We start from the raw sequence: 26,695 nt of genomic DNA on the forward strand, positions 1-26,695 counted from the left end.
AAATACAGTGAAAAAATTTTGCCGCATGATATCACATTTTGTTTCTGTTTCTTTCATTTTTATTACATTTTGAATCACCTGCACAATGTCTGTACAGGTGATTCATATTGATTATTCTGTTGGTACGAGTGTTGCTGGATCAACGTAAGCCGCAGTACCCCACAGCGGAACAGTAGATAGGCTGTGTTTGAAGCTGCCTTCAGTCTCTTTAGTGGTGTAAGACAAGTAGAGTAGGGACTGGTTTTCTGCGTCGTAGATACGGCGAACTTTCATGGTTTTGAAGAAAATACTCTTCGACTGCTTGAATACCACTTCGCCAGATTTACTTTTGTCAATTTGCGCAATCATTTCAGGCGTGATATCACCCGTTTGGCGGCAAGAAATAGAGCTATCACTTGGATCTGAAAGACTCAGGTTCGCTTCGATGGAAGCTATGTGACACGTTACGCCCGGGATTTTATCATCGTCTAAAGATGACATCTTAATGTCCTTCATTGTGAAGAAACCTAAAGATACGTCGCCAACCTCATTGTCCGAACAACCTGCTAACATTGTCATGATACCGGCTGCTATTAAGGCTTTTTTCATAAGAAGTCCTTTTTATTTGTATAGTTCTGTTTACTATAAGGAAAATCGAAAGCTTGAACACGAGTGTAGAGCTTTTCGCTAATTTCTTAAAGGATGTTGTTGGATAATGAAAAATATGAAGCATTTAAAGTACTTGTTGGCCTTGGTGATGCTCTGTATGCTCTCTGCATGTAGCTCGGCGCCTCAGCCGACCGTATGTCTGCCAAATAACTGTGATATTTGGGGATACTAACTGTAGGTACTAAAAGAATGAATAACGAAATACCTGAAATCGCATTAAAGAAAAATCAGTGGCTGTTTAGCCAGCTTGATATTGCATACCCCGCAAAAGAAAGCCTCTTAGGTCTAGGTATCTATAAGAATCAGCTTTCTCAAAAGACTTACCAACCTCTCCCGCAAGACCAAGCGCCCTCACAAATTGACGAACTGCATAAAGTAGATTTTCACAAACTAACGGTTCTTTTCTCTCTGAACCAAGCTAGTGCTTATCAAGATGAAGCGGAAAGGGCGTACATCCTCGAATTCTTAAGCCAAATCATGCTGTCAGATGAACATGAGCTGTACGTAGGTACTAAGAGCGGTGATGTGATGGCGAGTGCTATCGTCACGGTGAGTGACGATGAACTGCTGATATCAGATATTGTTAACCAGGACGATCAAAATATTGTCGGGTTTGCTAAACAGTTACATGATTTTTGGGCTCAAGATCAAGATAATAACTATAAAGTATTGTTCGAGAACTAATGACTCTTTGAGAAAGCGTTAATCTGACTACAATGCACCGTATTTTAAAAACGGTTCGGTATGCACAAGCTATTCATCTCAATCGCTGTATTGTGTGCTAGCGCTTTTTCTCCTGCAATTTATGCTAACGACTGGGATGTTAAACAAATCCTAGTATTACACTCCTACGAACCTTCCTATCAATGGGCCGCTGATTTCCAAAAGGAGATCGACAACGCGTTCAAGTAATCCCATGGCGCAGTAAAGCTCTCTATCGAGTATTTAGATACCAAACGCATCCATAACCAAGACTACCACGACTCTCTCGTGGATTAATCCGAAGCAAAATATTCAGGTTATGAGTTTGATGGGGTTATCGCGACTGATGATAATGCCGCCAATTTCCTTGAGTCACTAGGTGCAATCATAGATCGTTCAACACCTGTTGTTGCGGTTGGTATTAATGACTTAGACACAGATATGGTTGTCGATTTATTCGAACGCGGGTGCGGTTATCAATTCGACCCACAACTCACTCGATTACTTCTAAAACATTTGCCTGAGTTTGTCGCGATACGTGATACTTACCCTGACACCGCAGTTTTTGAATATAGCTTCAAGATAGAAGATAAATCCAGAGTCGAACAAGAGTCGGCTATCAGTTAGTACTTCGTACAATGATTTTTGCATTCTAATATTTATATTTTCTCCTATTAACCTCAGTTTTTTGTAAAGCTTTCAGGCATTGATACTGCGAGTCTGCTGATAATTTGACGAAAACTTTTGCTTGTGTCGACACAGAAGGTGATCTGCTGCATATTTCGCGAAGAGAAATAAGTACACATCAATAAACTGTTACCTCAGTCATCTCTCACTTTGAAATAACCCTATAGGATAAAACTTGGATTTAATCTGAGTGAGAGAACTATGCGGTTAGAACAGACTAAATGTGTGATATTTGATTGCGATGGCACGCTTATCGACAGTGAAAAGCTGTGCTGCCAAGCCTTAGTCAATGTCTTCAGCGAATTTGGGGCCAAGCTAAGCCTCAACGACTGCTACACTCACTTTCAAGGGGGAAAGCTAGCCGATATTTTAATGGACACACAGACACGCCTGGGTCTGTCTATCTCCATTGACACACTAGAGCCATTATATCGAGCAGAACTAGAAGCACTGTTTCAACGTCACCTAAAGCCAATGGATGGGGCCGTTGAACTGATTGAGTTTCTAAAGAAACAAGACATAGAATTTTGTATCGCCTCAAACGCACCTAGATCTCGTGTTGAATCTTCCCTTGCGATGACAGGTATGCTCGACGATTTTAAAGGTAAGGTGTTTTCTGCATTCGACGCAAATAGCTGGAAGCCAGAACCTGATTTGATCATGTACACAGCAATGAATATGGGCTTTTTGCCCAATGAGTGTATTTATGTTGATGATACCTTGAAAGGCATAGAAGCTGGGGTCCGTGCTGGCATTCAGTCATTTAGGTTAAGACCAAATCTAGACGAATCAATAAATGGCAAGCATTGCTCAAGTGGTATAAACCGAACTCTGCAGCTTTGGTAGTTTAGCGAAGAGTTGAAGGCTGATTACTTTACTAAATTGTTTTGTGTGAAACCCGCAGGATGCGCAAGTAAACTTCTGTCCACTTTCTGAAAGTAAGTATTCGTCATGTTGGCATAAAGGGCATGTCACGTCTTCGATGTTTGGTGCTTCTGTATTATTCATTATGTGTCACCTGCAACAAGAGGGTAAGCGAAAATAAGATCCGCATAGATAGACTACTCTTAAGCTCGTTTATTGGACAGTTTTGCTCCTTTATATTCTCTCCTTTACGACTTGCTTCATGGTAATGATAACTTCATCGTTAGTAAGCGCATTTTTCTTATGGTATTAACGCCATCCAATAAAAAAGGACTCATGTGAGCCCTTATTTGTTGTTGTCCCTTTACTCTAAAACGGGATGATTCTTTCTCGCGAGCTAGGTGCCACTTATCTACAAACGTTTAGGTGCGATATCTCGCCAATGTTTGCGATAGGGTTACAGACGCTTCTGTCAACTTAGACACGCCACTCGATGAGTTTTGTGCCACGTCTTTAATCACATCTGATTGACTGCGAATATCGTTAAGTTCAGCTGCAATGGTATTTGCAACGTTGCTTTGCTCATTCGCTGATGTGGCGATTTGAATACTCATATCCATCAGCGCTTGAGCTGAATCTGCGATTGAGTTTACGTCGTCACCGATATTAGAAATCAACTGGCTGCTAGTTTGTGCTTGGTCGACCGTTTGCTCAGTGATCTTAGCGATATTTCGGCTCTCTTGTTGCAAACGCTCTATCATCGCTTGGATTTCTACCGTTGCAGACTGAGTTCTGCTTGCAAGCGTTCTTACCTCATCGGCGACAACTGCAAACCCTCGACCTTGTTCTCCAGCACGAGCGGCTTCGATCGCTGCGTTGAGTGCTAATAGATTTGTTTGTTCTGAGATTGCGTTAATTGTGGTGATTACTTCATTAATTTGGCTAGTGTTAACGTTCAGGCTTGTTACTGAAGAAGAGGTTTGCTCAATCAAAGAGGAAAGTGTGGTGATCTCTGAGATAGCTTGCTGAACTTTAGCGTGGCTGTTATTGATTTGTTGTGCGTCTTGCTCAGTTTGCTCGGTAGAGCGTGCAGAAATGTTTGACACTTCATTTGCTGAAGCCGTCATTTGATCCATAGCCGTTGCAACAGAATCGAGAGAAGCGTTCTGGCTCATGATTTGTGTTTCGCTGCGCTTCATCTCCGTTTCGAAGGAAGAGGAGGTTTCACTTAGCGTTGCAGCACTTTGGTTCACATTATTCACAAGCTTAGTTAATGTATCCATTGAACGATCTAGCTCGCAGCCGATCGTACCAAACTCATCGCGTCCAGGATGGAAGCCGAGTCGTGAGGTTAAATCACCGTCACCAATCTTTTGAGTGGTTGTGTAAAGGACCCAAAGTGCACCACCTAAGAAAGTAGCGACCCAGTAACAGAAAAGACCAAAAGGCACACACCATAAAAAGCTGAGTAATAAGGTGTACAGTGCTTGCTGCTTTTGGTTTTGAATATCGTTATTAGAAACGGTTAGTGAGTAATAATTGCCATCATTAGCGATTGCCGTTGCAGTAACAATACCTTTACTTGAAATCGTAGTTTGTTGTGGACGAGGTTGTTGAGCAATGCCACTCACGTTTGTAGGGATATCTGATGCTGACAAAATGCCTTGGAGCTTATACTCAGCTTGATGCTTCGCACTAGCGTCAATATATTCCACTTTATTAACGTAATTTAAGCCTGACAAGCTTGCCACAGCGGCGAGAAAGATTAAGAAAATAACCCAAAATTTGTCGTTAATAGACATTTTGATAAATAGTTTGTCTATCGTTCGAAATTGTACTTCTTTCATAAAAACTCCACGGTAAATCCTTTACCGTGGACTCTAAATAACCGACATCAATAAAAATGTGATGCAAGCCAAGTAATTGTGAAAACTAATGATATAGAAATTCCATAAATGAGAGCTTGATCGATCATATCATTGGTGAATTGTTTTATTAGCCGAGTGACGGTAATAACCCTACAGATATAAGGATTTGAATCGCAATGATAAATACACCAACGCCGCCCGCTAAAAACAGTGCTTTGCTCCCGCCCAAAACTTGGTAATTAGATTGTGAGCCGTTAGTCGCAACGGTGAAACCTGTGTAGCGTACTTTGTAGACCATGACAGTAGGTAAAAGAATGGCTAGTACAGAAAGTGCAATGGCTGCGTAACCTAAAGCCATGATGAAGCCTTGTGGGTAAAATAACGCGAAGCCTAGCGGTGGTAAGAAAGTAATAACGGCAGTCTTTACTCGTTTTGCACTACCGAGTTTATTGCTTAATGAGTCGCCCATAAATTCGAACAGACCTAAGCTAACTCCGATAAAAGACGTAAGAAGTGCAAGGTCAGCAAACACACCAACGATCACACTGAGATTTGACTGATGCACAGTTTGCGACAGCGATACCAAAAGTGCACCCAAGCTAGTGTCAGAGAGCAACTGCTCTTGACTCACAACACCTAAAGTAACGCCTTGCCAAAAAATGTAGATAACTAAAGGTAACGCGGAACCTACAATCATAACTTTGCGTAGAGAGCGTACATCACCATCAAGGTATCTAACGATAGAAGGGATACTGCCGTGGAAGCCGAAAGACGTGAACACGACTGGAATTGCCGCCACAATCAGACCTTGCTGTAAAGGCATGCTCAATAGGTATTGAGAAGTGATGTTGGGCGCTAAGAAGCTCAGAACCAAAACCATCGTGACCAGTTTTAGCCCAAATAATACACGGTTAACCTTATCAACACTGTGCGTCCCAATAGTTACAACGCCAGCCACCAACAATGTAAACAGCAAAGTCGTCACTTGGCCATTGAGCTCAATTCCTGCAATGTCGGCAATTCGCTGATTAAACTGCGTACCACCACCTGCGATGTAAGCGCCACACAATGCGTAGAATAAAAACATAACGGCGAAGCTCGCAATCCACTTTCCCTTTGTTCCTAGAATAGTGTGAGCCAAAGTGTGTAGGGTGGCATCAGATTCAACGAATTGGTGTAGTTCCACCATTAATAACGCTGTGAACGCCATTAATGCCCACAAACCAAGCATCAAGAAAAGTGAAGTTGAAAAGCCGATACCTGCAGAAGCAAGAGGAAGAGCGAGCATGCCGGCGCCAATTGTTGTGCCAGCAATGATCAAAGTACTACCAAAAACCTTTGATTTATTCATTGTATATAATTCTTTACGTTATGTTGTGTTTTGATTGTAATTCTTCTAGCTTAAGCGCGTAAACCCAAAGAATATCTCGATTTTGGAGTATTCTGATTGAGTTTAATTCCAATTGCAACGGTAAATGTAATCTTAAGTATCCACTGTAAATTTATTTTTACATCAATGGCGTTGAGGTGCTGAAAACGAGGTGAGCAAACGTTTGACCATGATCGGCTTCAAAATAATTAGAGTAATTTATTGTACTTGATGTATGCTGGCAGTACATATGTCGTTCGCGTATACCCCTTTAACGCAAATAACCGTTAATGATCGCGTGTAGCTTCAAGCTATAAATATGGAATGGGTAGAGTAGAGTGCGTTCATCAAAGTGACATAATATAAGTCCAAGATGGTGCACTGGTTAATTGGACATAACGTCCACATAAAGGAATAGAGGGGGCACTATGAGTGACCAATCTTTAAATGACGAAAGTCTAGAGTTGTTAGATGCTATGGAAATTGGCATTGATTTATCTGACTACGAACAAACAGTTAAACAGTTAGCTGAAGAGCTTTTTCCGTCTTCTAACTAACGTTTCATTTCGATTCTTGTACTGAGTAAATCTGATTCGCTCATTCGTCATACCAAAAGCTATCCTCATTAAAGTTCGCGAAGTTAAACAAGTACGTTTACCATGTTACTTAGTTCTCGACACTTTAATGAGGTTCAATGAACTTTCTCGCACACCTTCATATCGCCAAACACTGTAACAGCAACCTAGCAGGCAACTTGTTAGGTGATTTTGTGAAAGGCGACCCAAATAAACACTATTCAGATTCGCTTTCCGATGGCATTCGACTTCATCGGTTTGTAGACAGCTATACAGACAGGCACAATGTTTCTCGTTCTGCTAAATCACTCTTTTCAAATCAAACGAAACGCTTTGCACCTATCGCACTTGATGTATTCTGGGATCACTGTTTAGCCAATCATTGGGCTCATTTTTCTAAGCAATCACTAAAGCGTTTTTGTCTCGATAGCCATCAACAAATATTTGCTCATCAAGAACCTCATTGGCCAGAAAGATTTGTGGTCATTCATCAGAAAATGGCAGAACAACGCTGGCTGGAGAGTTATCAGGATATGGAGTCCATCGAAATGGTGTTACAGCGAATGGCGTTGAGACGGCCAAAGCTTGGCATGCTAAAAGCATGCTACGCTGACCTGGAAAACCATTATGATACGTTGCAGTGTCACTTTAATGAGCTTTATCCTATGGTTTTAAAGGAAGCAAGAGAGTTTAATACGCTTCAATTGAAGAAAAATCAAAAGGAAAGGTAAACAGTGTAATGTAGGTTTGCTACAATCCGCGCCTATTTAATCTTTGAGCATCTTACTATGTCTGAATCTACCAAATCTTTTAACCAACTAGGATTGTCTGAGCATTTAATTGCTAAACTAGAAGAGCTCAACTTTACGGCTCCGACCAGTGTTCAAGAACAAGCGATTCCTTTGGTTTTAGAAGGCAAAGATGTACTGGCTGGTGCTCAAACGGGTACGGGTAAAACGGCGGCTTTTGGCTTACCAATTATTCAAAGATTACTTGCCAATAAAGATAACGTAATTCCAAATCCTAAACTGGTTCGCGCTTTGGTTTTAGTGCCAACCCGTGAGCTTGCACAACAGGTGTTTGATAACGTAACCAGTTATGCAAAAGGTACCGATCTTAAAGTGGTCGTGGCTTACGGTGGTGTCAGTATGAAGGTCCAAACTGATAACCTTCGTCAAGGCGCTGATATTTTAGTCGCGACACCGGGTCGTTTAATTGATCATATGTTTACTAAGAACATCATGTTAAGCCAAACAGAAGTATTGGTACTTGATGAGGCTGACCGCATGCTAGATATGGGCTTCATGCCCGACATTAAACGCATTCTTTCGCGTATGAACGAGGTTCGTCAAACTCTGTTCTTCTCTGCAACATTTGATAACAAAATTAAGGCGATCGCACATCGTATGATGCAATCACCAAGTGCAATCCAAGTAACGCCTACTAACAGCACTGCTGAGGCTGTTAAGCAGATGGTTTACCCAGTCGATAAAAAGCGTAAAAGCGAATTACTGGCGTACCTAATTGGCTCAAATAATTGGCAACAAGTATTGGTTTTCACCAAAACTAAGCAGGGCACTGATGTGTTGGTTAAAGAGCTTAAACTAGATGGGATCAAAGCGGCGTCAATCAACGGTGATAAAAGCCAAGGTGCGCGCCAAAAGGCTCTCGATGATTTTAAATCAGGTAAAGTAAGAGCATTGATTGCAACTGATGTAGCGGCTCGTGGTATTGATATTCAGCAGCTCGAGCAAGTGGTGAACTATGATATGCCTTACAAAGCGGAAGACTATGTTCATCGTATTGGCCGTACAGGCCGTGCTGGTAATAGTGGTTTAGCTATTTCTCTTATGAGCAATGACGAAGAGTACTTACTTGGCGCTATTGAGCATCTACTTGATACTCGCCTGCCGCAAGAGTGGCTAAAAGGTTTTGAACCTAGCTTAGAACAAGATGTTACCCCTGACCGAGGTGGACGTAGCAAGAGCCGTTCTTCAGAAAAACGTAAGATGAAAGCAAAGCTTAAGATCCACCAAAACCGTGGTAAAGCACGCCGTTAATCGGGCTATCTAAACTTTTTCTAACAAAGCGCGCCGTTACATAAGTGAGGTAACGGTGCGTTTTTGTCTCGTTCAAATTATTTTTTGTATAGAATTGATGTTAGTCGTGGTTGTGTTATGGGTTGCATTTCCACTCGCACGGCACTTCATAAATTAATTCTTCTAGAGTGTTCGGGTTAAGTACCCATTCTTCTTCAATAGCAAATTGATTGACCATTTGTTTATTGAACATCTGCCAGTGCTTCATTAGCGCTTCTTCTGCCGTTGCTTCCATATCACCTTCGTTCCACGTGCTCTCCATGAATGGAGTAAGGCAGACTGCACCATTAGCAAACATGATCATTTGCCACCTAATTTCGAAGATATTGATGGCTCTGTCTGGATTTTGTTGGTTGTACTGGTCAGCAAGCATGTTGATCTCGTATTCGAGGTCACCCACGTTGTCGATAAAATAATCAACCAAGTTGTCTTCTTGACGTACCGAATCAGACAGAAGTTGCATTGGTCTGCGTGAATGGAGCATGTTGGTAAACAAACGCATAAAAAACATATAGATAGCGATATTCGGTGCGACGTCTTTCGGTAGTTCTTGCATGATTTTACTGATGTAAGACTGGAAATATACGTGCAAACAATCACTTATTGCATGCCATATCTTCTCTTTACTACCGAAATGGTGGCGAATAAGGCTATGAGACACACCCGCTTTCTCACTGATATTACGTAATGATACCCGCTCGTAACCTAAGTCACAGAACATCTCTGCAGCCACAGTCATTATTTGAAATCGAGTTTGTTCAGCGTCTTTTGCGCTTCTTCTACCTTGTTTCTTTTCAGTCATCTTCATTTTACACACTTATCTGATTAACACATTCTACACTGTTTTTACTCAAATAAAAAATACTGCACAAGTGGAAAGTAAATCTTGAGGATCTTAAAATTTTCAATATTCTGCACACCTGTGTAGTAAGTCATAGTAGTTAAATGGACACGCAAGATGCAATCCAAGGTGTCTATTCAAGGCAAAGCGAGTAAGCAGTTAGGAGCGGTAGCTGCCGCGCTATTACTCGCTGGTTCACTGAGCGGATGTAATAAGGTTCAGTCAGAAGAAAGTATTCAAGTTGTAAAGCCGGTAAAGCTATTTGAAACCCCTCAGCAAACAGATATCGAGCTTGATAGCTTTATTGCAAAAGTCGATGCTACTGATCGCGCGGCATTATCGTTCCAAGTGGGGGGCGATATTGAAGTGTTCTTCGCACGCATGGGAGAAGAAGTTAAAAAAGGCCAAGTTTTAGCTGTATTAGACGCAATGGATTACCGTATTGCAGTCGATGCTGCGCAAGCTAAATTCGACCTAGCCAATAGCCAATACAAACAGGCGTCAGAGTTGTACTCGAAGAAACTCGTGAGTACCGATTACTACGACCAAGCCGTAAACACTTTTACTGCTGCTGAAGTTGAGTTGGAGCAAGCGAAAACAAACCTTGGTTACACAAGATTAGTTGCTCCTTTCGATGGCGTGGTATCCATGGTGTTTGGTAAGCAATATCAGTTGATTGCCGAGAAACAACCCGTTCTTAATATTTTGAATAATGGCGAAATGGATGTGACGTTCTCTATTCCAGTTTCAAAACTTGAAGACCGCTCGATTCAAGACTTTGTCGGTTCAAATATGTGGGTAGTATAATAGATAGACATCATGGTGTTCGTATTCCTACACGCTTTAAAGAAATCTCTACTCAACCAGACGAAGATACCAACAGTTATCAAGCGGTTGTATCTATCGAAAAACCTAACGGTATCAATTTACTGTCGGGTATGACAGCGCAAGTTGAAGTGCAGAAAAACAGATCAGAATCGGGCATCGGCATTGTTGATTCTGCTTGGTTAAGCAAAGACGCGGACCATGGTAAGTTGTGGCGTTAAAACCCAGATTCGCAATTGATTTCTAAGGTACAAGTAACCTTGAATAAACAAGGTAATGTGATTGATGGTCTTACGTCTGGCGACTTAATCGTTGAAGCTGGTGTAGACGTTTTATCTGAAGGGCAACAAGTAAAAGCATGGTTACGCGAGGGTGGTATTTAATGAACCTTTCTAAATTATTGGTAGTCGTTGCATCTGCGTTGCTGCTCCAAGCTTGTAATAGTGAAATCGAACACCGCGAACAACCTTCTTTACTGGTTTCTACTTTTGAAGTTGGTGCGCCACTGACGGAGCAATTCAGAAGCTTTAATGGTCAGGTAATGCCTGCAGAACTGACCCCATTGTCATTCAAGCTTGCAGGTGAGATTCAACAAGTGACAGTAGAAGCCGGTGACGATGTAGAAAAAGGGCGGCTGCTCGCAACGTTGGACAATGCAACCTACATCCAGGAGCTGACAAACGCTAAATCACAGTTTGAACTTGCCAGTAAGCAACTTGCTCGTGGTAACGAAATGTTGAGAAGCAAGATGCTATCGCAATCTGAGCACGATCAGCTAATAGCCAACTACAAACTCGCTTCTGCGAACTTGGCATCGGCGGAGCGTAAACTCAGTTACACCAAGCTGCTGCACCTTTTGCGGGTACCGTTTCTAACGTAGACAAACAACGTTTTGAAAACGTGACACCGGGTGAAACGTTATTAAGCTTGTACCAAAACGACAAAGTGTATGTACGTATACAGGTGTCAGATTCGATTTTAGCGTCTATTAGCCCTAACATGCGCTCAAATAGCTATCGTCCGAAGGCGACATTTGGTGGGCACAATTGTCCACATCAAGATGCACCAATTTTTTAGGCAGTACGGACTATACACAAGAGAAAAATAGGGTTAAAAGACTAGTTAATGGGTGAATGTAAAAGTTGTAAAATCGAACAGCTTTGATTTTTGCATAGAAATGATATCTACTTCTCAAAATACATTCGAAACACCAAGTCGTTATTATTTAACCTAAGCTAACTTTTGGATAAATAATAAGCGCATGGAAAATAGATTTTTGTAAAATATCGAGATGAAGGTCTAGAATTTGTATTTTAAGCACGAAGAGAAAAGCTGGCAGATATTTTTATTGCCACTGAAGTACAGCATAAAGCTGTAGGTATTTGCGGACCAATTGCTGATTACCTGAACGTTTTAAGGGATGTCCAAATTTTATAAAACAGGGGCTAATCCTAAAGTTATTATTTAGTTCAGCCGAAAATTGAGAATCGCTCTCTCTAAGTGTAATACCTTGCTGGCTGTACTCGTTTATTTCATCAGGCAACTCGCCCATCCACCAGTGTAGTAACTCTCCACTATTCTTGCTGCGGCTAATCCAATGGTCAGAAACGATAATTAGAAGGTCATTGGGTTGAATTGCAAACCCGTACTCCTGTTGCCAGTTATGAATATCTAACATCAATTTTTTTCGACAGGTCTTTCCTGCGCTGACCATATGATGGCTTATCATCCAAACGGTCCCGACCTCAGACGAGATTCGAAAGTGTCGTGGGTTATCTCCAGAAGAAAGCATCTCTAAAGAGCTGATGATACTTGCATGATTAAAGCTAATGAAGGTGTGTTCCATTCGGCGTGCAAATGCTTTGCCAATGTGATGCTCACTGATCCCTTGGTTGTGCACTGTAGGGTAATGGTGTTCACATAGCTTTAGGCAATCGTCTTGAAACTGATTAACGCTTTTAATCACGAGATCTAATAACAATGAAGTCCCTTATACATAGTTACTATCTTATTGATGGGCAATAGTACGGTAATTGATGTGTCATTACCTATTAGCAAAGTCCGAGTTCTTGATCCCTATATCAAAATTAGCGTTTGCCGGGTGATTTTCTGGATAGTACTGGCACTTCGTAGGTCTGTATTCTAAATTATGAGGAATTCTAACCAGTTAGAAGGATTTGGTTAGTTAGCAAAGTGGCAGCCAGTTATCGTAAGCTTAGTCAGTTAATCACAATTCTTCTACTTACATTTTATTTGGACACGTTAATGACCATTCAATTAGATTCGAAACAGAAGTCAGAACTTACTCATACGCTTCAGAAGTACCTTCAGGATGAACTTGATGTGGAACTTGGTCAGTTCGACGCTGAATTCTTGGTTGACTTCATCAGTAAAAAGTTTGGTGCGGTCTACTACAACAAGGGGATAGAAGACGCACAAAAGGTCATGGAACAGAAGATGATGGATATCTCAGATGAACTGTATGAGATTGAACAAATCATTGAAATCTAACGTCGTGCCCAAACTTATTCAAAAATTTTGAATAACTTGTTTAATTGGAAATGATGTTACCAATGTAAAGCTTAGTAAATACTATGTTACACAAGTTGAGTGTAGGGTACGCTTTGAAAACTATACGACTCGTTAACTTTCGGAATAGATGTATGGAAAACAACGTTAGAAATTACAACCCTTTAGCAAGAGCGATGCATTGGATTTCAGCGCTAACAATTTTTGGTTTATTTGGCGTTGGCCTGTGGATGGTTGACCTTTCATATTACAGCGAGTGGTACAAAACAGCACCAGACTACCACCGTTCGACAGGCATTCTTTTGGCTGTAGTTACTGTCGTTCGCTTGGTTTGGAAGTTAGTTACCGCGTCACCGAAAGTGGAAGGTAAGGCTCACGAAGTGGTAGCTGCGAAGATTGCTCATGGTTTTATGTACCTTAACTTAGCGGTTTTATTTATCTCTGGTTATTTGATTTCTACATCAGATGGCCGTGGGATCGATGTTTTTAATTGGTTCACCGTGCCTAGTATGGGCGAACTATTTGCCAACCAATCTGATCTTGCAGGAACGGTTCACTACTATGCTGCCTGGGTACTGATCATTATGGCATCAGTGCACGCTTTAGCGGCGATAAAACACCACGCTATCGACAAAGACGATACGCTACGAAAAATGATAGGAGCTTCAAAATGAAAAAGTCAATTATCGCTACAGGATTAGCATTCGCAATGGCAATGCCTTTCGCTGCTAACGCTGCTGATTACGTGATTGATACAAAAGGTGCACATGCATCAGTTAACTTTAAAGTTAGCCACCTAGGTTACAGCTTTATCCAAGGTCGTTTTAACACATTTTCTGGTGATTTCTCGTATGACGCAAACAACGTTGAAGCATCAAAAGTAAACGTTATTGTTGATACAACGAGTCTAGACTCTAACCACGCTGAGCGTGATAAGCACATTCGTAGCTCTGACTTCATTGACGCTGGCAAGTTCTCAGACGCTACATTCAACAGCACGAAAGTTGTTGATAAAGGCGACGGCAAACTTGAAGTTATGGGTGACCTTAAACTTCACGGTGTAACTAAGCCAATCGCTATCGAAGCTGAATTCATCGGTGCTGGTCAAGACCCATGGGGTGGTGAGCGTGCTGGTTTCGTTGGTACAACTCGTTTAGAACTTGCTGACTTCAACATTCCAGTAATGGGTGCCTCAAGCTATGTAGATATGGATCTACATGTTGAAGGTATCAAGAAGTAATCTCACGATTAATGGTCCCTTGTAGGTATCAATCTTTTTACCTAAACACGACAATTAGAAATAGAGAAAGGCGCAAAGTATTCACCTTGCGCCTTTTTATTAACGTAAATGGCAACGCGTTTTAATCTGTTTTGTGTCATATCTTTAGTCGCGTTTTAAGCCATCATTTACTATTAGCCTGTCAACGTTGCTATGACTAATTCATTTACGAAAGCGACTAATCTCTAATCGACTACCTTTGCCTTCGCATATCCCATCGCTAGCTAAATTCTTCCTAGCTAAACTGTTGTAAGTTTGACGATAAACTAGTTATGCTCTTTCTAATTCAGCTTCAGCAACCACGTTTAGACGGTCACCGTAAATAGTGCGAAGTGCTTGCACCACCTCAGTTCGAGTCAGAACACCCACCATTACACCGTTTTCTACATATGTGGTTGACTTACTTTCATCGCTTTAGCTCGTTCTTCTAGAGAAAGAGAAGTCAGTCGAGTCGCGAAGCCGATGCTAGTAGTAGGGTACAGTTGCTCCTTGTCGATACATAGGAACTCAGCCACATCAACTAGCTTGTCGTTTGCATCGCTGGCCACAACGTCACGGCTCATTAGGTCTACGACTTTTTGGCCTTTAGTTGGGATGTAGTCTTAGCACCATAAATCAACCATTACGTCGTGAACAGAGAAGATACCAACAAGACGACCTTCAACACCGCAAACAGGAGCGCTAACCAGTTGAGCGTCTAAAAGTGAATCAATTGCCACTGATGTAAGCATCTCTACGCTTAGTGTAATTGGTTGAGTGTTCATGATTTGCTTGATAGTTCACTTCTACTGCGTTATCGGCTTTTCATTTAGGTTAGCTGCACGTTAAAGCCTCTGTCTTGTCTAAATTTCCCACAAAATCTACAAAATAAAGCTCGAAAGGTTAATAGCCCTTATAACCAAATATGTTGAAAAGGCGATTCCTGTCTCTATTTGGTGATAAATGCATATTTGCATACATTATTAATGTGATCACGATCGCCCCAAAGAAGGCGTTCTTACCATAGTATGCTTACTTGATTTTAAGTGAGGCTAAAACCGGTTGCGTTCAATAACGTAATTAGGCTTTAGAAATAGTATGAGTGCATTAGTCGCGATTTCATTAACAACAGGTATTTTATCAGGTCTTTGGGGATGGATAGCTATCTCTTTTGGCTTATTGTCATGGGCGGGTTTCTTAGGTTGCACCAGTTACTTTGCTTCGCCAACCGGTGGTATTAAAGGGTTGGCGTATAGCTTATTAACCAACATGACAGGCGTATTCTGGGCAATGGTAATCATCGAAAGCTCAGCCTTCGCTGGGTTAGAGATTCTTGGCTATGTAATTACTGCTATTGTCGCTTTCTTTATGTGTATTCAAGCAAAACAAGCGTGGTTAGGATATATACCCGGAACCTTCATTGGTTGTTGCGCGACATTTGCTGCAGGCGGTGATTGGCAACTGGTTGTGCCTTCTTTGCTGCTTGGTGGCGTGTTTGGATACTTAATGAAAGCAACGGGCTTGTGGCTTCACGCAAAATCAACTCAATCTTTGGAAGTTGTTGAACAACACGCTGAGCAAGCAAAAGCCTAACGAATGCGTTAAGCAAAGATGCTCTAGTTACTGTGAACTCTTGCAAGATAACCCCCAATTAATTTGTATATCAATTTATACAGGCACACAATTTGGTGTGCCTTTTTTGTTTTTGGTGGTTGTAAGAATTCAATAAGCTTTTTCGCAGAAGGACTTATACCGTCTATCAGAAAAGCTAGAGGCTTAGGTATTCCCATTTGCCATGGTGATCACTCGTTTCAACGTCCACCTCAACAGCAGTGGGATACATTCTTGGCCTCGATCTTCGCAATGCGAAACAATCGCCAAAGCGAGGTCAGGTTTTGCATGTTTCTTCAATACTTTAGCCACCACTTTTTTCGGAGGAATAGGGTGGTCATATGGGATCTTAACCATGTCCCTGAAAAAGCTCTCAAACCCATTCATATACAAATAGTGTTCGATGTCTTTATCGGGTAGTTCTGTTAAGCGGTGACGCTCTTGGTCGTTCCCGAGTTTAGAGTGAACTGTGGCGGCGTACTTTTTTCCTGCCGCATCACCATCAGTAACCACATGCCAATCAATACCAAACTCTTGTGCGACTTTAATTAGCGCTTTTAGTCCAGACTGTGCAAACTCAATGATCTGTACACCTTCGGCTGCAAGGTTATATCCGCATTGGTTTGCCAACTCGTTAAACAGCCAAACCTCTGTTTCTCCTTCGACTAACAACCAACACCGAGCGAACAGTGCACCAGAACGATGGAATCGGATATGAAAACCTATTCGCCTTAGTTCATCTTTACTAAAGTGATTCATGTTCAATTGATTAGCGATGGTTTTGTCTGATTGACGAACCAAACGGCGAATAGATTGCAATGGAACTGCGGCAAGCAGCTCACCACTATTAGTAGTGAGGATTTTCTGCATTGGCAGCTTTTGCATCAGGCTCCAAGCTCTTGCTAAGTGAGTAGGGTGCAATCGACCTTCGGGATCTTCTAGGATCAAAAGTGGACGCGCGCAACGCCTCAAGTCGTTTGGTCCTTTGGCTTGCAGATATGCGTTCAATAAACCCATGAACAACAGGCGTGTTTGTTTATTATTAGTTTCTTCTACGAGCTGATGGATACTCTGGTCGTTAGCACCAGCAGAATAAAGCAATCCATCTCTTTGTTTTCTTGGGTTTCGGCGAGAATTACTTTTGAAAGAAAAGTAGTGTTCAACCAAGCTTTGCATTGACTGTAAGCTACTGCGCATTTCACCTTTGTTTACATGACCAGGGATCGCCATTAAACGACGGCAGGTATTATCGATTCGTTTTTCGATTCTAGCTTGGCGCGCATTGCCATTGCCATTATTGCTATTGCCATTATTTGAATTTCCGTTTCCGTTTCCGTTTGGGGTGACCGACTTAGCGTTGAAAGGGCGATCAAAATGCCTTGCATCGCGTAAGCGAATGACCGGATGCAAGGTCATCAATTCTTGTGCGAGCTTTTCTGAATGGTGCAGTTTGAGAGGATTACCATCTAACCCTAAGAATGCATAGTGGGTGGTGGTTTCGTACTGCTCCAACGTCGCGCTGATTCGGTAATAAATGCGATAAACACCAAATTCATCTTGGACCCAGATAGGCTTGAGCTTGCGGTAACGGCCTGCATTCAATTCGCTCTTGTCGTTAGCTTTGAGCGACAGGACGATTTGAAGGTGTTGAGACTGCGGGTGTGAAACTGAGTAATCGACATGAAAATCGGTCATTTCAAAGCGGTATGGCACACCGTCTGAAGGAAGAACGACGGACAGGGCATCCAGTAACGAAGACTTACCCCAAGTATTTTCGCCAATAAGCGTGGTTAGCTCGTCAAATGCCAATGACATGCGCTTGATACCTCTAAAGCCAGAAATCTCGATTCTTTCTAGTTGCATAGGCTTACTCCTAAGGGAAGGTTCTGCTAATTGTTTGAAAGCTAACAGATATCTTTAATCATAATCGAAAAATAGATATTCGGTATGCTCGTTTGTCACAAAACCCACACTTCATTTATACGCCGCAAAATGAGGTTTTTGATCTATATCGAGTATTTTTTTGCAGTGCAGTTTCATAAAATTCACGATTCTGTCATGATTCCCGACCTAGTATGAAGGGACAAAGAGAGAAGAAAATATGACTAAAAAGAACAAGCCGACAAAGATTGTGTTGGCACACATTAACGACACCCACTCATACTTTGAACCAACGTCATTACAGCTATCACTTAAAATGAACAACCACATCATCGAACCTTATGTCAGTGCCGGTGGTTTCGCACGAATTGCAACACGCTTTAAACAGCTCCAACAAGACGCTCAGCGACAAAAGGTTGGAACCCTTTTCCTTCATGCCGGGGACTGCTTTCAAGGCACTTTGTACTTCTCACTCTTCAAAGGCAAAGCCAACGCCGATCTACTGAATGCGCTGAATATAGATGCAATGACCCTTGGCAATCACGAGTTGGACATGGGTAATGAACCTGTTGCTATGTTCGCAAAGAAGATCCAATTTCCACTCTTAGCTGGTAACTGGAATTTGTCGAATGAGGATATCAATAAAACTCATACGTTAGCGGACAACGAAATTGTTAAGCCTTACTTAACTGAAACACGAAGTGCTTCTTTTATAACGAAGGAGTTCGGTGGCGAAAAAGTCGCTATTTTCGGATTGAGTATCGACAAGATGGCCAGTATTGCTAACCCTGATATCGATACACCATTTGAAAATGCTCTAGCAACAGCAAAATCGACCATAGAGCAGGTTCATAAAGCCGGTATCAATAAAATTGTTTTACTCAGCCACCTCGGTTACGAAGCCGATTTAGATCTTGCGGCTAATGTATCTGGTATTGGCGTGATTGTTGGCGGGCATAGTCACCGATTACAAGGCGACTTCTCGGATATCGGCTTGGTCAAGGACGATGATTACGGCGTTAAAGTGGGCGACACCTACGTTGTGCAAGCGGGTTTCCACGCAATGAGTCTGGGTCATTGCGAAATAGAGTTTGATTCACAAGGTAAAGTGATTCAGTTCAATGGCAAAAATGAACTGCTGTTAGGGCGTCGACTATTTATAGATGCTAAGTTGAGTGAGGTCGGGCAGGACGATGCTTATGATATGGCGTGCGAGTATCTTAATAACCACCCAAACATCTCGGTGTGTAAGAAAGATCCTAAGCTGCAAAGCATCCTTACGGATAAGTATCAACCTAGGGTTCGTAAACTGCAGCAACAAGTGATTGCTCATGCAGACACAAAACTTCGCCATGTTCGAATCCCTGACGAAAACGGACCAAGCCAACTTGCACCGCTTGTCGCACAATCATTCCACTATTTAATGAACCAAAAAGGTCATCGGGTAGACTTCGCAATCCATAACTCTGGTGGTGTAAGAAACTCACTCAATAGCGGTGATGTGTCCGTTGCCGATATTGCCGGAAAGCTACTACCGTTTGCCGTACCTATTGGGATGTATGAGATAAAAGGCGAGACAATCGCCGCTATGCTAGAAGGTGCCATTAATAATGCGTTAGATAACGGCGTGGTAGGGACAGGATCAGGAAGTTTTCCATATACCCATAACTTAAGGTTTTGTTACCACAAAGAAGCGCCAATCGGGCATCGCATCCATCACTTGGAAATTCATTCAGACGAGTCAGGTTGGCAGCCAGTTTCCCGTGAACGTATTTACCGAGGTACATCTTCGGCTTACACAATGAAAGGGAAAGAGGGTTACAACGCTGTGTTGGATATGATTGGTGACGGAATTGTAACGACTTACTCGATGGCCGATTGTTTTATTGCGTTCTTACAAGACAACCCAGAGTCACTAAAATACAACGAGCCACTAAATTGCATGGAGTGTTTTAGGTAAACATTCCAAAAAATAACCATTTATAAAATTGGCACTGTTTATGCTAGGTTTCTAGGGCAAGTTCCTGTGGAGGCAAAGCATGAATAGGAAAGATTGGTTGGATGCAGCCGCTGTTGTTGGCTGGATTTCCGTTTGGTCTGCATTAGTGTATCTCATTCCAATGGCGGGGATATAGCATACCTAGGCTCATTATCTCAACGAGACTCAATAACTGAACGAATGTCATTGAACGTATTGTTAGCAGGCTTCAGGGCGAGCTATCAGCATGAGTGGTATTGTTTGAATCAATACGAGACTCTTATTGACAGACGGGCACAAATAAAAAAGGAGCGCTTTGCTCCTTTTTTATTAATTTCAGAAAATTTTTCTAGACGGAACAAAGTTTGCCGAATACTATCCATGTGTTTGGGGAGTAGTTAGCGCAAGTTTACGTATCGTCATCTCGTTAGGCCAATTGTCTATCCGGTGCGTAAAGGTGAAATCCCATATTTCACTTCAACGAGACCAACGCAATCACAATCAAGATCCGTCGTGGAGCTTGATATGTTTTGTTTGCGGAAGGTCTTTGAACAGTTCTTCCGCCCGGAGGAATAATGAACTCAACTCAATCTCTATTATCTACCAATAGTGAATCCTTTTTCTCATCGTCAATCATGACGACGTATGTGGGCTTTTTCCTACTGGTAGTCATTCTCGTTTCTATTGACATTTATCAGACTCGTGGTGGCAACGTCACAATCAGAAAAGCGGCAATCTGGAGTATTTTCTGGTTCTTGCTAGCATTCTTGTTTGCAGGTTCTATCTACCTGTTTTGGAATATTTACGCGCCAAACAGTGATTACACTTCGCAGAAAGCGACCGTATCATTTATCACGGGTTACTTGTTGGAAAAATCACTTAGTATCGATAACTTATTCGTGTTTGCGATGATCTTCGCGCAATACCAAGTTCCTGAACATTTAAGACCTCGTGCGCTTCTTTGGGGGGTTATTGGTGCGTTGATGTTACGTGCAATCATGATCGCGTTAGGCGCGCAGTTACTTACTGAATACCACTGGGTACTTTATGTGTTTGCTGCGTTCCTAATTGGTACAGGTATTAAGCTAGCATTAGACAAGGGCGAAGAGGAGAGTGTGAATACACTACCTGAAAAGCTACTTCGTAAAGTTATGCCAGTGACAGAAGATTTCCATGGTCTTGCACTAATGATTAAGCAGGGCACCAAATGGGTACTAACACCAATGATGTTGGTGATTGGTGCGATTGCAGTCATGGACGTGATGTTTGCACTGGACTCTATCCCTGCAATCTTCGCGGTAACACAAGAACCGTTCTTGGTACTTGCGGCTAACGTGTTTGCGTTACTTGGTCTTCGCTCGTTGTACTTTGTACTTCAAGGCATGATGGACAAGTTCATCTACTTGAAGCCTGCACTCTCATTCATCATGGTGTTCATTGGTGTGAAAATGCTATTGGTTGATAGCGAGTGGGCTATCCCGACACATTGGTCTTTAGCGGTATTGGTTTCTACCATGACGATTGCGGTTATAGCGTCGATTTATGCAAAGAAGCCAGCTATTGAACAAGTAAATTGAAACAAATATAACTTATCGAAAACTCGATAAGCAATACGTGGTCAATGAAGCAAGAAATTTATTTATGTAAATATTTTGTGATATTGACCACCTTTGTTTGTGGTTTTTTTAGACTAAATTCATGATTTAAGCATTATTATGAATTTTTAGTCAGATTTGCTGAATAGGTATTTTTGAGCATTGTTAATGGCTTGTTTCATTAGAAAAACTAATCTATAAATCTAAATTTAGTCATTTTTTAACTTGCAAAAGATCACTTATTATTCTTGCCATCAGAATGAAACATACAAACAAATTTATAGAGAGGCAATCATGGCTCAAGCAATACAAATGAATACTATCGCTGTTCCTAACTCTATGGATAAGAAAACCTACTCGGTTAACTTCAAAGGATTGATTGCACACATTTTTGATATTCTTTTCGTAGACAACTCTCCACGTAGTTACTACGAAAGCAACCTATCAGGTCACATGCAGCGCGATATCGGTATCAACCGTTAATATCAGCGTAAACGCATAGAATAGATGAAATAAAGATTTTAAAAAACGCCAGCTTCTTAAGCTGGCGTTTTTGTATCTAAATAACTTAGTTTCTGAAAGAAAGAGTTATGTGCCGCGGCCTTTAGATAAGTAGCTTCTATAAACCTATAGAGGCGATAAAGCTGCTCGCGCTGTCGTTCTACATAGCGTGTGAATTGGTTTAGTTTGTCGTGACTGGTGAGAAAGAGGCGATTTAGTTACGTAATAGTGCTGAAGTGCGTTAATATAGCGCGCTATTATTTTAGCTTTGAGTTCCTGCAATTAATGACTAACACCACGACACCAACCAACTTTTCTGATCTTGGCTTAATTTCTCCGCTGATGGCTCGCCTTACAGAGCTCGAATATCAACAGCCAACACCTATTCAAGCGCAAGTTATTCCTTGTGTGTTAGCAGGACGCGATTTGATTGCAGGCGCGAATACGGGTTCTGGTAAAACCGCTGCATTTGCACTTCCTCTGTTACAACAGATCCACCAAGGCGCACCTTTAGACCGTCGTTCGGGCAAAGGTAACTTCGTTTCTGGTCTTATCTTAATGCCTACTCGTGAACTGGCGAAACAAGTTGCTGACAGCGTTAAGTCTTACGCTGTTCACTTTAACGGTGCGATTAAGACAGTTTGTGTATTTGGTGGTGTGTCTGTGAACACGCAGATGCAAGCGTTACGCGGCGGTACGGATATCCTAGTGGCGACGCCAGGCCGTCTGCTTGACCTAATCTCAAGCAATGCAATTAAGCTTGATAAAGTCAAAACACTAGTGCTTGATGAAGCCGACCGTATGTTAAGCCTTGGTTTTACAGAAGAACTAGGCGCTATCTTGAGGCTATTACCGAGCAAGAAGCAAACTCTTTTGTTCTCAGCAACCTTCCCTGAGCAAGTTCAAGCTCTCACTGAAGAGCTACTTAATAATCCTCTAGAGGTTCAACTGCAAAGCGCTAACGCAAGTACATTGGTTCAGCGTGTATTCGAAGTAGAGAAAGGCCGCAAAACCGCTCTATTAGCACATTTGATCAAGCAACACGAATGGCGCCAAGTTCTGATCTTCGTGAATGCAAAGAACAGCTGTGAACACCTAGCAGACAAGCTTTATAAGCGCGGTATTATTGCAGAAGTCTTCCACGGCGATAAAGGGCAGGGTTCTCGTACACGTATCCTTGAAGATTTTAAATCTGGCGAGATCGACGTTCTGATCGCGACAGATATCGCAGCACGTGGTCTGGATATCGAAAAGCTTCCAGTTGTTATCAACTTTGATTTACCGCGTAGCCCATCAGATTACATACACCGTATTGGCCGAAGTGGTCGTGCCGGTGAGGTTGGTTTAGCACTATCTCTGATCGATCACGAAGACTACCATCACTTCAAAATCATCGAGAAGAAGAACAAGATTCGTCTTGAGCGTGAACAAATCGAAGGCTTTGAAGTCGATGCTGAAGCGGTTGCTGAACTGATTGCAGCACTTAAACCTGTTGCTCCACCTGCTGGCACAGGCAAGAAGAAAAAGAAGAAAAAAGCAGCACAAAATCAAGATGTTTGGCTGAAAAACAACTAAATTGAAAATAGTTAGATAGCAGATACAAGAAAGGCGCTCAATCGAGCGCCTTTTCATTTTTATCAATTACTTAATGCGAGATTACTTCTTACGACAGAACTCAGCGATTACGTACATTGATTGACCGCCGTTTGTTTTACCAGAAACAAGCTTAGGGTCGTCACCAACGCTAATACCGCGGATAACAGTACCTTGCTTAATTACTTGGTTAGTACCTTTAACTGGAAGGTCTTTAATGACTGTTACGTCGTCACCTTTCTTCAATTCAACGCCGTTTACATCAAGCGGTTTGTCATCAGCAGACATGCCGATCTGAGCCCAAACAGATGTTTCTTCTTCCATGTACATCATGTCTAGCGCGTCTTGAGCCCAGCTCTCTGAGTTAAGACGAGTTAGTTGGCGCCATGCTGTTACTTGAACAGGGGCTTCTTGACTCCACATGCTGTCAGTTAGGCAGCGCCAGTGGTTAATATCTTTAGGCTCGTCAATCTCACCAAGACATTTGTCACATACCATGATGCCGTGATCCACTGTTACGTGGCTGTGTGGAGGTACTGCGTATGCAGTAAGAGAAGAATCAGAACCACATAGTTCACATTTAGATTGGCAGCGTTCTAGCATAGTAGCTTCAGAAGACATAATGGACTCACATTTATTAGGTATTAATATACGGGGCTATTATCCACTTTATTTACAATAAATAAAGAGGTCGTACGGCATTCTGTCTTGATTAATTTTAGCCGAGATCAACCATTTGTGTTTTAAAGTTTTATGCATACGGTTAATTAGGCTTTGGTAAAAATTGCGGATACAAAAATGCCAGCGGTTAGGCTGGCATTTAGTTTTAGTGATGGAGAGTTATTATTCCAATACCGCTCCATTAATTGAGCCTGCTGATAAAGCGTTGTTTACCAAGAAATCTGTAGCTTGTGTCTGCATGCTAATGTGATGGTTTAAATCTAGTGGCATAGGCGTAGTGTCATCTTGCGGAGCAACAAATGTACTATGCGATTCCACATCACTAAACTTTACAAAGTCTTTAGTGCCGTTTGGTGATGTATTGCTTGCATCTACCACAGTTAAGCCAAGTTTCGTAGCGAGCGGTGTTGTACCAGCAAAAGGTGCATCCGCAACAGTATTTGGCACTGTTTGGTCGTCTTGTGCTTGCCCCATATAAATAGGCATCTGAGTAGAAGCTGCTAGCAAGTAATCAACATTAGTGTATGGATCAATAGTATCCAACACGGTTTGTGCCGCATAAGCGAACTGTTGGAACGCGGCCGTCATTGCAGCTAGTTGTTCCGGCGTAGCATTACCTTCAAACGTGCTATAACAAACTTGATCTGTTAAACCTGTACAGCTTGCAGAAGCGAAACTTGCATAATCAGTAGAAGCACCCAAAGCTACATTATGCTTAACTTGCGGTCCAAAGAACGGTGAACCCAACAAAAGGTTAGATATTTGTCCGCCAGAGTTTTCAATAGCTGCAGCACTGAAGCTATATAAAGCATCGGCACTTGTGTTTCCCAGCGAGCGATTTGAAGCCGCGACAGCAGTTGTTCCAACAATACCGCCTAATGAATGTCCCAAGAACTTAACCTGTGATCCAGCAAATGCTTTCAAAGGCGAACCGGCAAGTAAACCAGCTTGCAAAGAAGCAGTTAAAGAGGCTCTTAAGCCCATTACATCCAATGAACTTTGGCGTACGTTATCGCGAGCTACAGGTAGGTTAGCAAGGTTCAAGTAAGCCAACACATCTGCGTTTGCTGAACGGGTATCATCTAGACTGCGCGTACCATGTATTGGTAAGTCAATTGCGATAACAGCAACGCCAGCTCTCGCTAAATTGTAAGCGAACGCATAAGCATTTTCTTTAGCGGAGGTTATACCGTGTTGGTAAATCACCACATCAGTAGGATCTGCACCATTAGGTGTAAATAACAAAAACTCTACAGACTCTAATGATTTTACCTGAGGAACTAGCGAGTATTTCGTAATAACTCTTTCGCTATCAAGTGGTGAACCATCTGCTAGAGTCAGGTTTAGGCCAACAAGTTTAAGCTGTTCTGTTTGGTCAGTCGCTAATACACTAGTATCAATACCTGCTGCAACTAATTGAGCAGCCATGTTAGCTTGCTCGTTAGCATCACTTAGAGCATTTGATACTTTAGCTAAGCTAGGCATACCTGATTCGAATGGCTGAGAATTCCATTCGCTAGTACTGGTTTCTAGGTAATAAGGTAACTGAACGAAACCCTGAGTCACATCAACGTTGTCAGTACCACCGTATAGTTCGTTAATCGCAACCTTTAGAGTAGCGATAGTTTTCGCGTCACCGCCAGCAACATACTTATCAAAGTCTGTATCGTTTGCTAATGCTGTAGTGAAGAGTTCTGTAGAACCGAATTGCATTGTGTAAGCTGCTGTAAGATCGACAGAGTTAGGGTTTGCGCTGCCTTTCCAGACACCATTTAGGTTTGTCGCTGCCAATCCTGTTGCCGTAGCGCCTTTAGTAGCAAATAGCGTGTCTCCCACAGACTCAGTAGTAAACCACGTAGAATAAATGATGTCCTCAATATCAAGGTTAATTGCACCTGTTGCTGTCGCGCCAGCGAAGATCTTCTCTACACCTTGAGTGACTTGTTGAGCTTGTGCAAGGCTACCTTCGGTATAAATCACGGCACTCGATTTAAGTGCTGCGTAACTTGCTGACATACCAACAGGGTCACCATTCACATCCGTAAGTTCATTTGATAGTGCCAACACATATTCACTGGATGCATCAAGTGAATCTTTAAATACGATCGTGAATGTGTCGGTTGTAGCACTAGATAGAACCCTGAATTCATTACCTAGTGTCAATACTTTTGTAACACTTGGTGTGGTTTCAGATGTAAGTGAACCACTAAGTTGTAAAAGGTAAACGCCACCAGTCGCAGCACCATCCCCTAATCCTGCACCTTCAAAATCCATGGTGATCGGCATAGAGGTCGACCAACCATCCATGGTATTCATTGCGGCAATAGGGTTAGTCAATGAGTCATCACCGCCTGTCGGTAGGCCAAGTGTGCCGTCTGTCGTATCCATCAACGCAAAGCTTGGAAGAGGAACCGAAGTATTTTCTCCTGACAAGTGGAACTTAATATTCGTCGCTTGAGCTAACGAGTCTTGAATGTGTTGTTCGTATTGCGGTGTCGTTGAAGCACCTGAGCTGGATGTATCGTCGCCACAGCCAGCAAGAATAATGGCTGACGCCAAGACTGAAACTTTAAATAACTTTTTCATAGCA

At 42.1% G+C, this 26,695-nt stretch carries 21 protein-coding genes and 4 pseudogenes; 16 read left to right on the forward strand and 9 right to left on the reverse strand.

Annotated features, from left to right (window positions below; translation table 11 throughout):
• Positions 1–111: 111 nt before the first annotated feature.
• A complete protein-coding gene (locus A3712_RS01375; protein WP_063521959.1) occupies positions 112–588 on the reverse strand; it encodes a CreA family protein in 477 nt (158 codons plus the stop codon).
• 249 nt (positions 589–837) lie between these two features.
• Here A3712_RS01375 and A3712_RS01380 point away from each other — a divergent pair, with 249 nt between their 5' ends.
• From A3712_RS01380 to A3712_RS01385, 3 genes and pseudogenes are all read left to right on the forward strand, one after another.
• Positions 838–1,332: a hypothetical protein gene (locus A3712_RS01380; RefSeq protein ID WP_063521960.1), complete on the forward strand. Its 495-nt coding sequence runs from the start codon at positions 838–840 to the stop codon at positions 1,330–1,332.
• Positions 1,333–1,392: 60 nt separating this feature from the next.
• Positions 1,393–1,794, forward strand: a pseudogene (locus A3712_RS26425) (HD domain-containing phosphohydrolase); the annotation flags it as partial.
• Between the two features lie 444 nt (positions 1,795–2,238).
• A complete protein-coding gene (locus A3712_RS01385) occupies positions 2,239–2,883 on the forward strand; it encodes an HAD-IA family hydrolase (RefSeq protein WP_443083538.1) in 645 nt (214 codons plus the stop codon).
• A 440-nt stretch (positions 2,884–3,323) separates the two neighbouring features.
• Here the strand turns inward: A3712_RS01385 and A3712_RS01390 are convergent, their stop codons facing one another.
• The gene (locus A3712_RS01390) at positions 3,324–4,748 is read right to left on the reverse strand and encodes a methyl-accepting chemotaxis protein (protein ID WP_063521961.1); all 1,425 of its coding nucleotides are present in this window, start codon (positions 4,746–4,748) and stop codon (positions 3,324–3,326) included.
• A 148-nt stretch (positions 4,749–4,896) separates the two neighbouring features.
• A complete protein-coding gene (locus A3712_RS01395) occupies positions 4,897–6,120 on the reverse strand; it encodes an aromatic amino acid transport family protein (RefSeq protein WP_063521962.1) in 1,224 nt (407 codons plus the stop codon).
• A 446-nt stretch (positions 6,121–6,566) separates the two neighbouring features.
• On the opposite strand from A3712_RS01395, the gene A3712_RS28595 reads away from it, so the two are divergent.
• The 3 genes from A3712_RS28595 to A3712_RS01405 all read left to right on the forward strand — a co-directional run bounded on the left by A3712_RS28595 (position 6,567) and on the right by A3712_RS01405 (position 8,773).
• Entirely contained in the window at positions 6,567–6,695 is a 129-nt protein-coding gene (locus A3712_RS28595; protein ID WP_004738089.1) for a hypothetical protein, read from the forward strand.
• 137 nt (positions 6,696–6,832) lie between these two features.
• Complete coding sequence (locus tag A3712_RS01400) at positions 6,833–7,444, forward strand: acyl carrier protein phosphodiesterase (protein ID WP_063521963.1); 612 nt, start codon at positions 6,833–6,835, stop codon at positions 7,442–7,444.
• A 57-nt stretch (positions 7,445–7,501) separates the two neighbouring features.
• Positions 7,502–8,773 (forward strand): DEAD/DEAH box helicase, encoded by a 1,272-nt coding sequence (locus tag A3712_RS01405; protein WP_063521964.1) that lies wholly within the window; start codon positions 7,502–7,504, stop codon positions 8,771–8,773.
• A gap of 115 nt (positions 8,774–8,888) precedes the next feature.
• On the opposite strand, the gene A3712_RS01410 is transcribed toward A3712_RS01405, so the two are convergent.
• Positions 8,889–9,620 (reverse strand): TetR/AcrR family transcriptional regulator, encoded by a 732-nt coding sequence (locus tag A3712_RS01410; RefSeq protein ID WP_063521965.1) that lies wholly within the window; start codon positions 9,618–9,620, stop codon positions 8,889–8,891.
• A gap of 150 nt (positions 9,621–9,770) precedes the next feature.
• Here A3712_RS01410 and A3712_RS01415 point away from each other — a divergent pair.
• Both A3712_RS01415 and A3712_RS01420 read left to right on the forward strand, forming a co-directional pair.
• A pseudogene (locus tag A3712_RS01415) lies at positions 9,771–10,861 on the forward strand (efflux RND transporter periplasmic adaptor subunit).
• Positions 10,861–11,522 (forward strand): annotated as a pseudogene (locus A3712_RS01420) (efflux RND transporter periplasmic adaptor subunit); the annotation flags it as partial. The pseudogenes A3712_RS01415 and A3712_RS01420, both read left to right, overlap by 1 nt.
• A gap of 301 nt (positions 11,523–11,823) precedes the next feature.
• Here the strand turns inward: A3712_RS01420 and A3712_RS01425 are convergent.
• Entirely contained in the window at positions 11,824–12,459 is a 636-nt protein-coding gene (locus A3712_RS01425) for a hypothetical protein (protein WP_063521966.1), read from the reverse strand.
• A 284-nt stretch (positions 12,460–12,743) separates the two neighbouring features.
• On the opposite strand from A3712_RS01425, the gene A3712_RS01430 reads away from it, so the two are divergent.
• The 3 genes from A3712_RS01430 to A3712_RS01440 all read left to right on the forward strand — a co-directional run bounded on the left by A3712_RS01430 (position 12,744) and on the right by A3712_RS01440 (position 14,247).
• Positions 12,744–12,989, forward strand: a complete 246-nt coding sequence (locus tag A3712_RS01430) for a DUF2164 domain-containing protein (RefSeq protein WP_063521967.1) — start codon at positions 12,744–12,746, stop codon at positions 12,987–12,989.
• Positions 12,990–13,141: 152 nt separating this feature from the next.
• Positions 13,142–13,681: a cytochrome b gene (locus tag A3712_RS01435; RefSeq protein ID WP_063521968.1), complete on the forward strand. Its 540-nt coding sequence runs from the start codon at positions 13,142–13,144 to the stop codon at positions 13,679–13,681.
• The gene (locus tag A3712_RS01440; protein WP_063521969.1) at positions 13,678–14,247 is read left to right on the forward strand and encodes a YceI family protein; all 570 of its coding nucleotides are present in this window, start codon (positions 13,678–13,680) and stop codon (positions 14,245–14,247) included. Before A3712_RS01435 ends, A3712_RS01440 begins: the two co-directional genes overlap by 4 nt.
• Positions 14,248–14,556: 309 nt before the next feature.
• On the opposite strand, the pseudogene A3712_RS01445 reads toward A3712_RS01440, so the two are convergent.
• Positions 14,557–15,065: pseudogene (locus tag A3712_RS01445) on the reverse strand (CBS domain-containing protein); the annotation flags it as partial.
• 298 nt (positions 15,066–15,363) lie between these two features.
• On the opposite strand from A3712_RS01445, the gene A3712_RS01450 reads away from it, so the two are divergent.
• Positions 15,364–15,858 carry a DUF1097 domain-containing protein gene (locus A3712_RS01450; protein ID WP_063521970.1) on the forward strand — a complete coding sequence of 165 codons (495 nt, stop codon included), beginning with the start codon at positions 15,364–15,366 and terminating at the stop codon, positions 15,856–15,858.
• Positions 15,859–16,041: 183 nt separating this feature from the next.
• On the opposite strand, the gene A3712_RS01455 is transcribed toward A3712_RS01450, so the two are convergent.
• Complete coding sequence (locus tag A3712_RS01455; RefSeq protein WP_063521971.1) at positions 16,042–17,739, reverse strand: ATP-dependent endonuclease; 1,698 nt, start codon at positions 17,737–17,739, stop codon at positions 16,042–16,044.
• A gap of 238 nt (positions 17,740–17,977) precedes the next feature.
• Here A3712_RS01455 and A3712_RS01460 point away from each other — a divergent pair, with 238 nt between their 5' ends.
• The 4 genes from A3712_RS01460 (at position 17,978) to A3712_RS01475 (ending at position 23,406) form a co-directional block, all read left to right on the forward strand.
• On the forward strand, positions 17,978–19,717 hold the full coding sequence (locus A3712_RS01460) for a bifunctional metallophosphatase/5'-nucleotidase (protein WP_063521972.1): 1,740 nt from the start codon (positions 17,978–17,980) through the stop codon (positions 19,715–19,717).
• Positions 19,718–20,310: 593 nt separating this feature from the next.
• A complete protein-coding gene (locus tag A3712_RS01465) occupies positions 20,311–21,312 on the forward strand; it encodes a TerC/Alx family metal homeostasis membrane protein (RefSeq protein WP_063521973.1) in 1,002 nt (333 codons plus the stop codon).
• A 312-nt stretch (positions 21,313–21,624) separates the two neighbouring features.
• Positions 21,625–21,813 (forward strand): hypothetical protein, encoded by a 189-nt coding sequence (locus A3712_RS01470; protein WP_063521974.1) that lies wholly within the window; start codon positions 21,625–21,627, stop codon positions 21,811–21,813.
• Between the two features lie 303 nt (positions 21,814–22,116).
• Positions 22,117–23,406, forward strand: coding sequence for a DEAD/DEAH box helicase (locus tag A3712_RS01475; RefSeq protein WP_063521975.1), 1,290 nt, complete (start codon positions 22,117–22,119; stop codon positions 23,404–23,406).
• Between the two features lie 81 nt (positions 23,407–23,487).
• On the opposite strand, the gene A3712_RS01480 is transcribed toward A3712_RS01475, so the two are convergent.
• Together A3712_RS01480 and A3712_RS01485 are read right to left on the reverse strand one after the other, a co-directional pair.
• The gene (locus tag A3712_RS01480; protein WP_063521976.1) at positions 23,488–24,045 is read right to left on the reverse strand and encodes a PhnA domain-containing protein; all 558 of its coding nucleotides are present in this window, start codon (positions 24,043–24,045) and stop codon (positions 23,488–23,490) included.
• Between the two features lie 222 nt (positions 24,046–24,267).
• Positions 24,268–26,691 (reverse strand): VolA/Pla-1 family phospholipase, encoded by a 2,424-nt coding sequence (locus tag A3712_RS01485; RefSeq protein WP_063521977.1) that lies wholly within the window; start codon positions 26,689–26,691, stop codon positions 24,268–24,270.
• Positions 26,692–26,695 lie beyond the last annotated feature (4 nt).

Origin of the sequence: Vibrio sp. HI00D65 (genome assembly GCF_001635455.1) — a bacterium.
Lineage (GTDB): Bacteria > Pseudomonadota > Gammaproteobacteria > Enterobacterales > Vibrionaceae > Vibrio.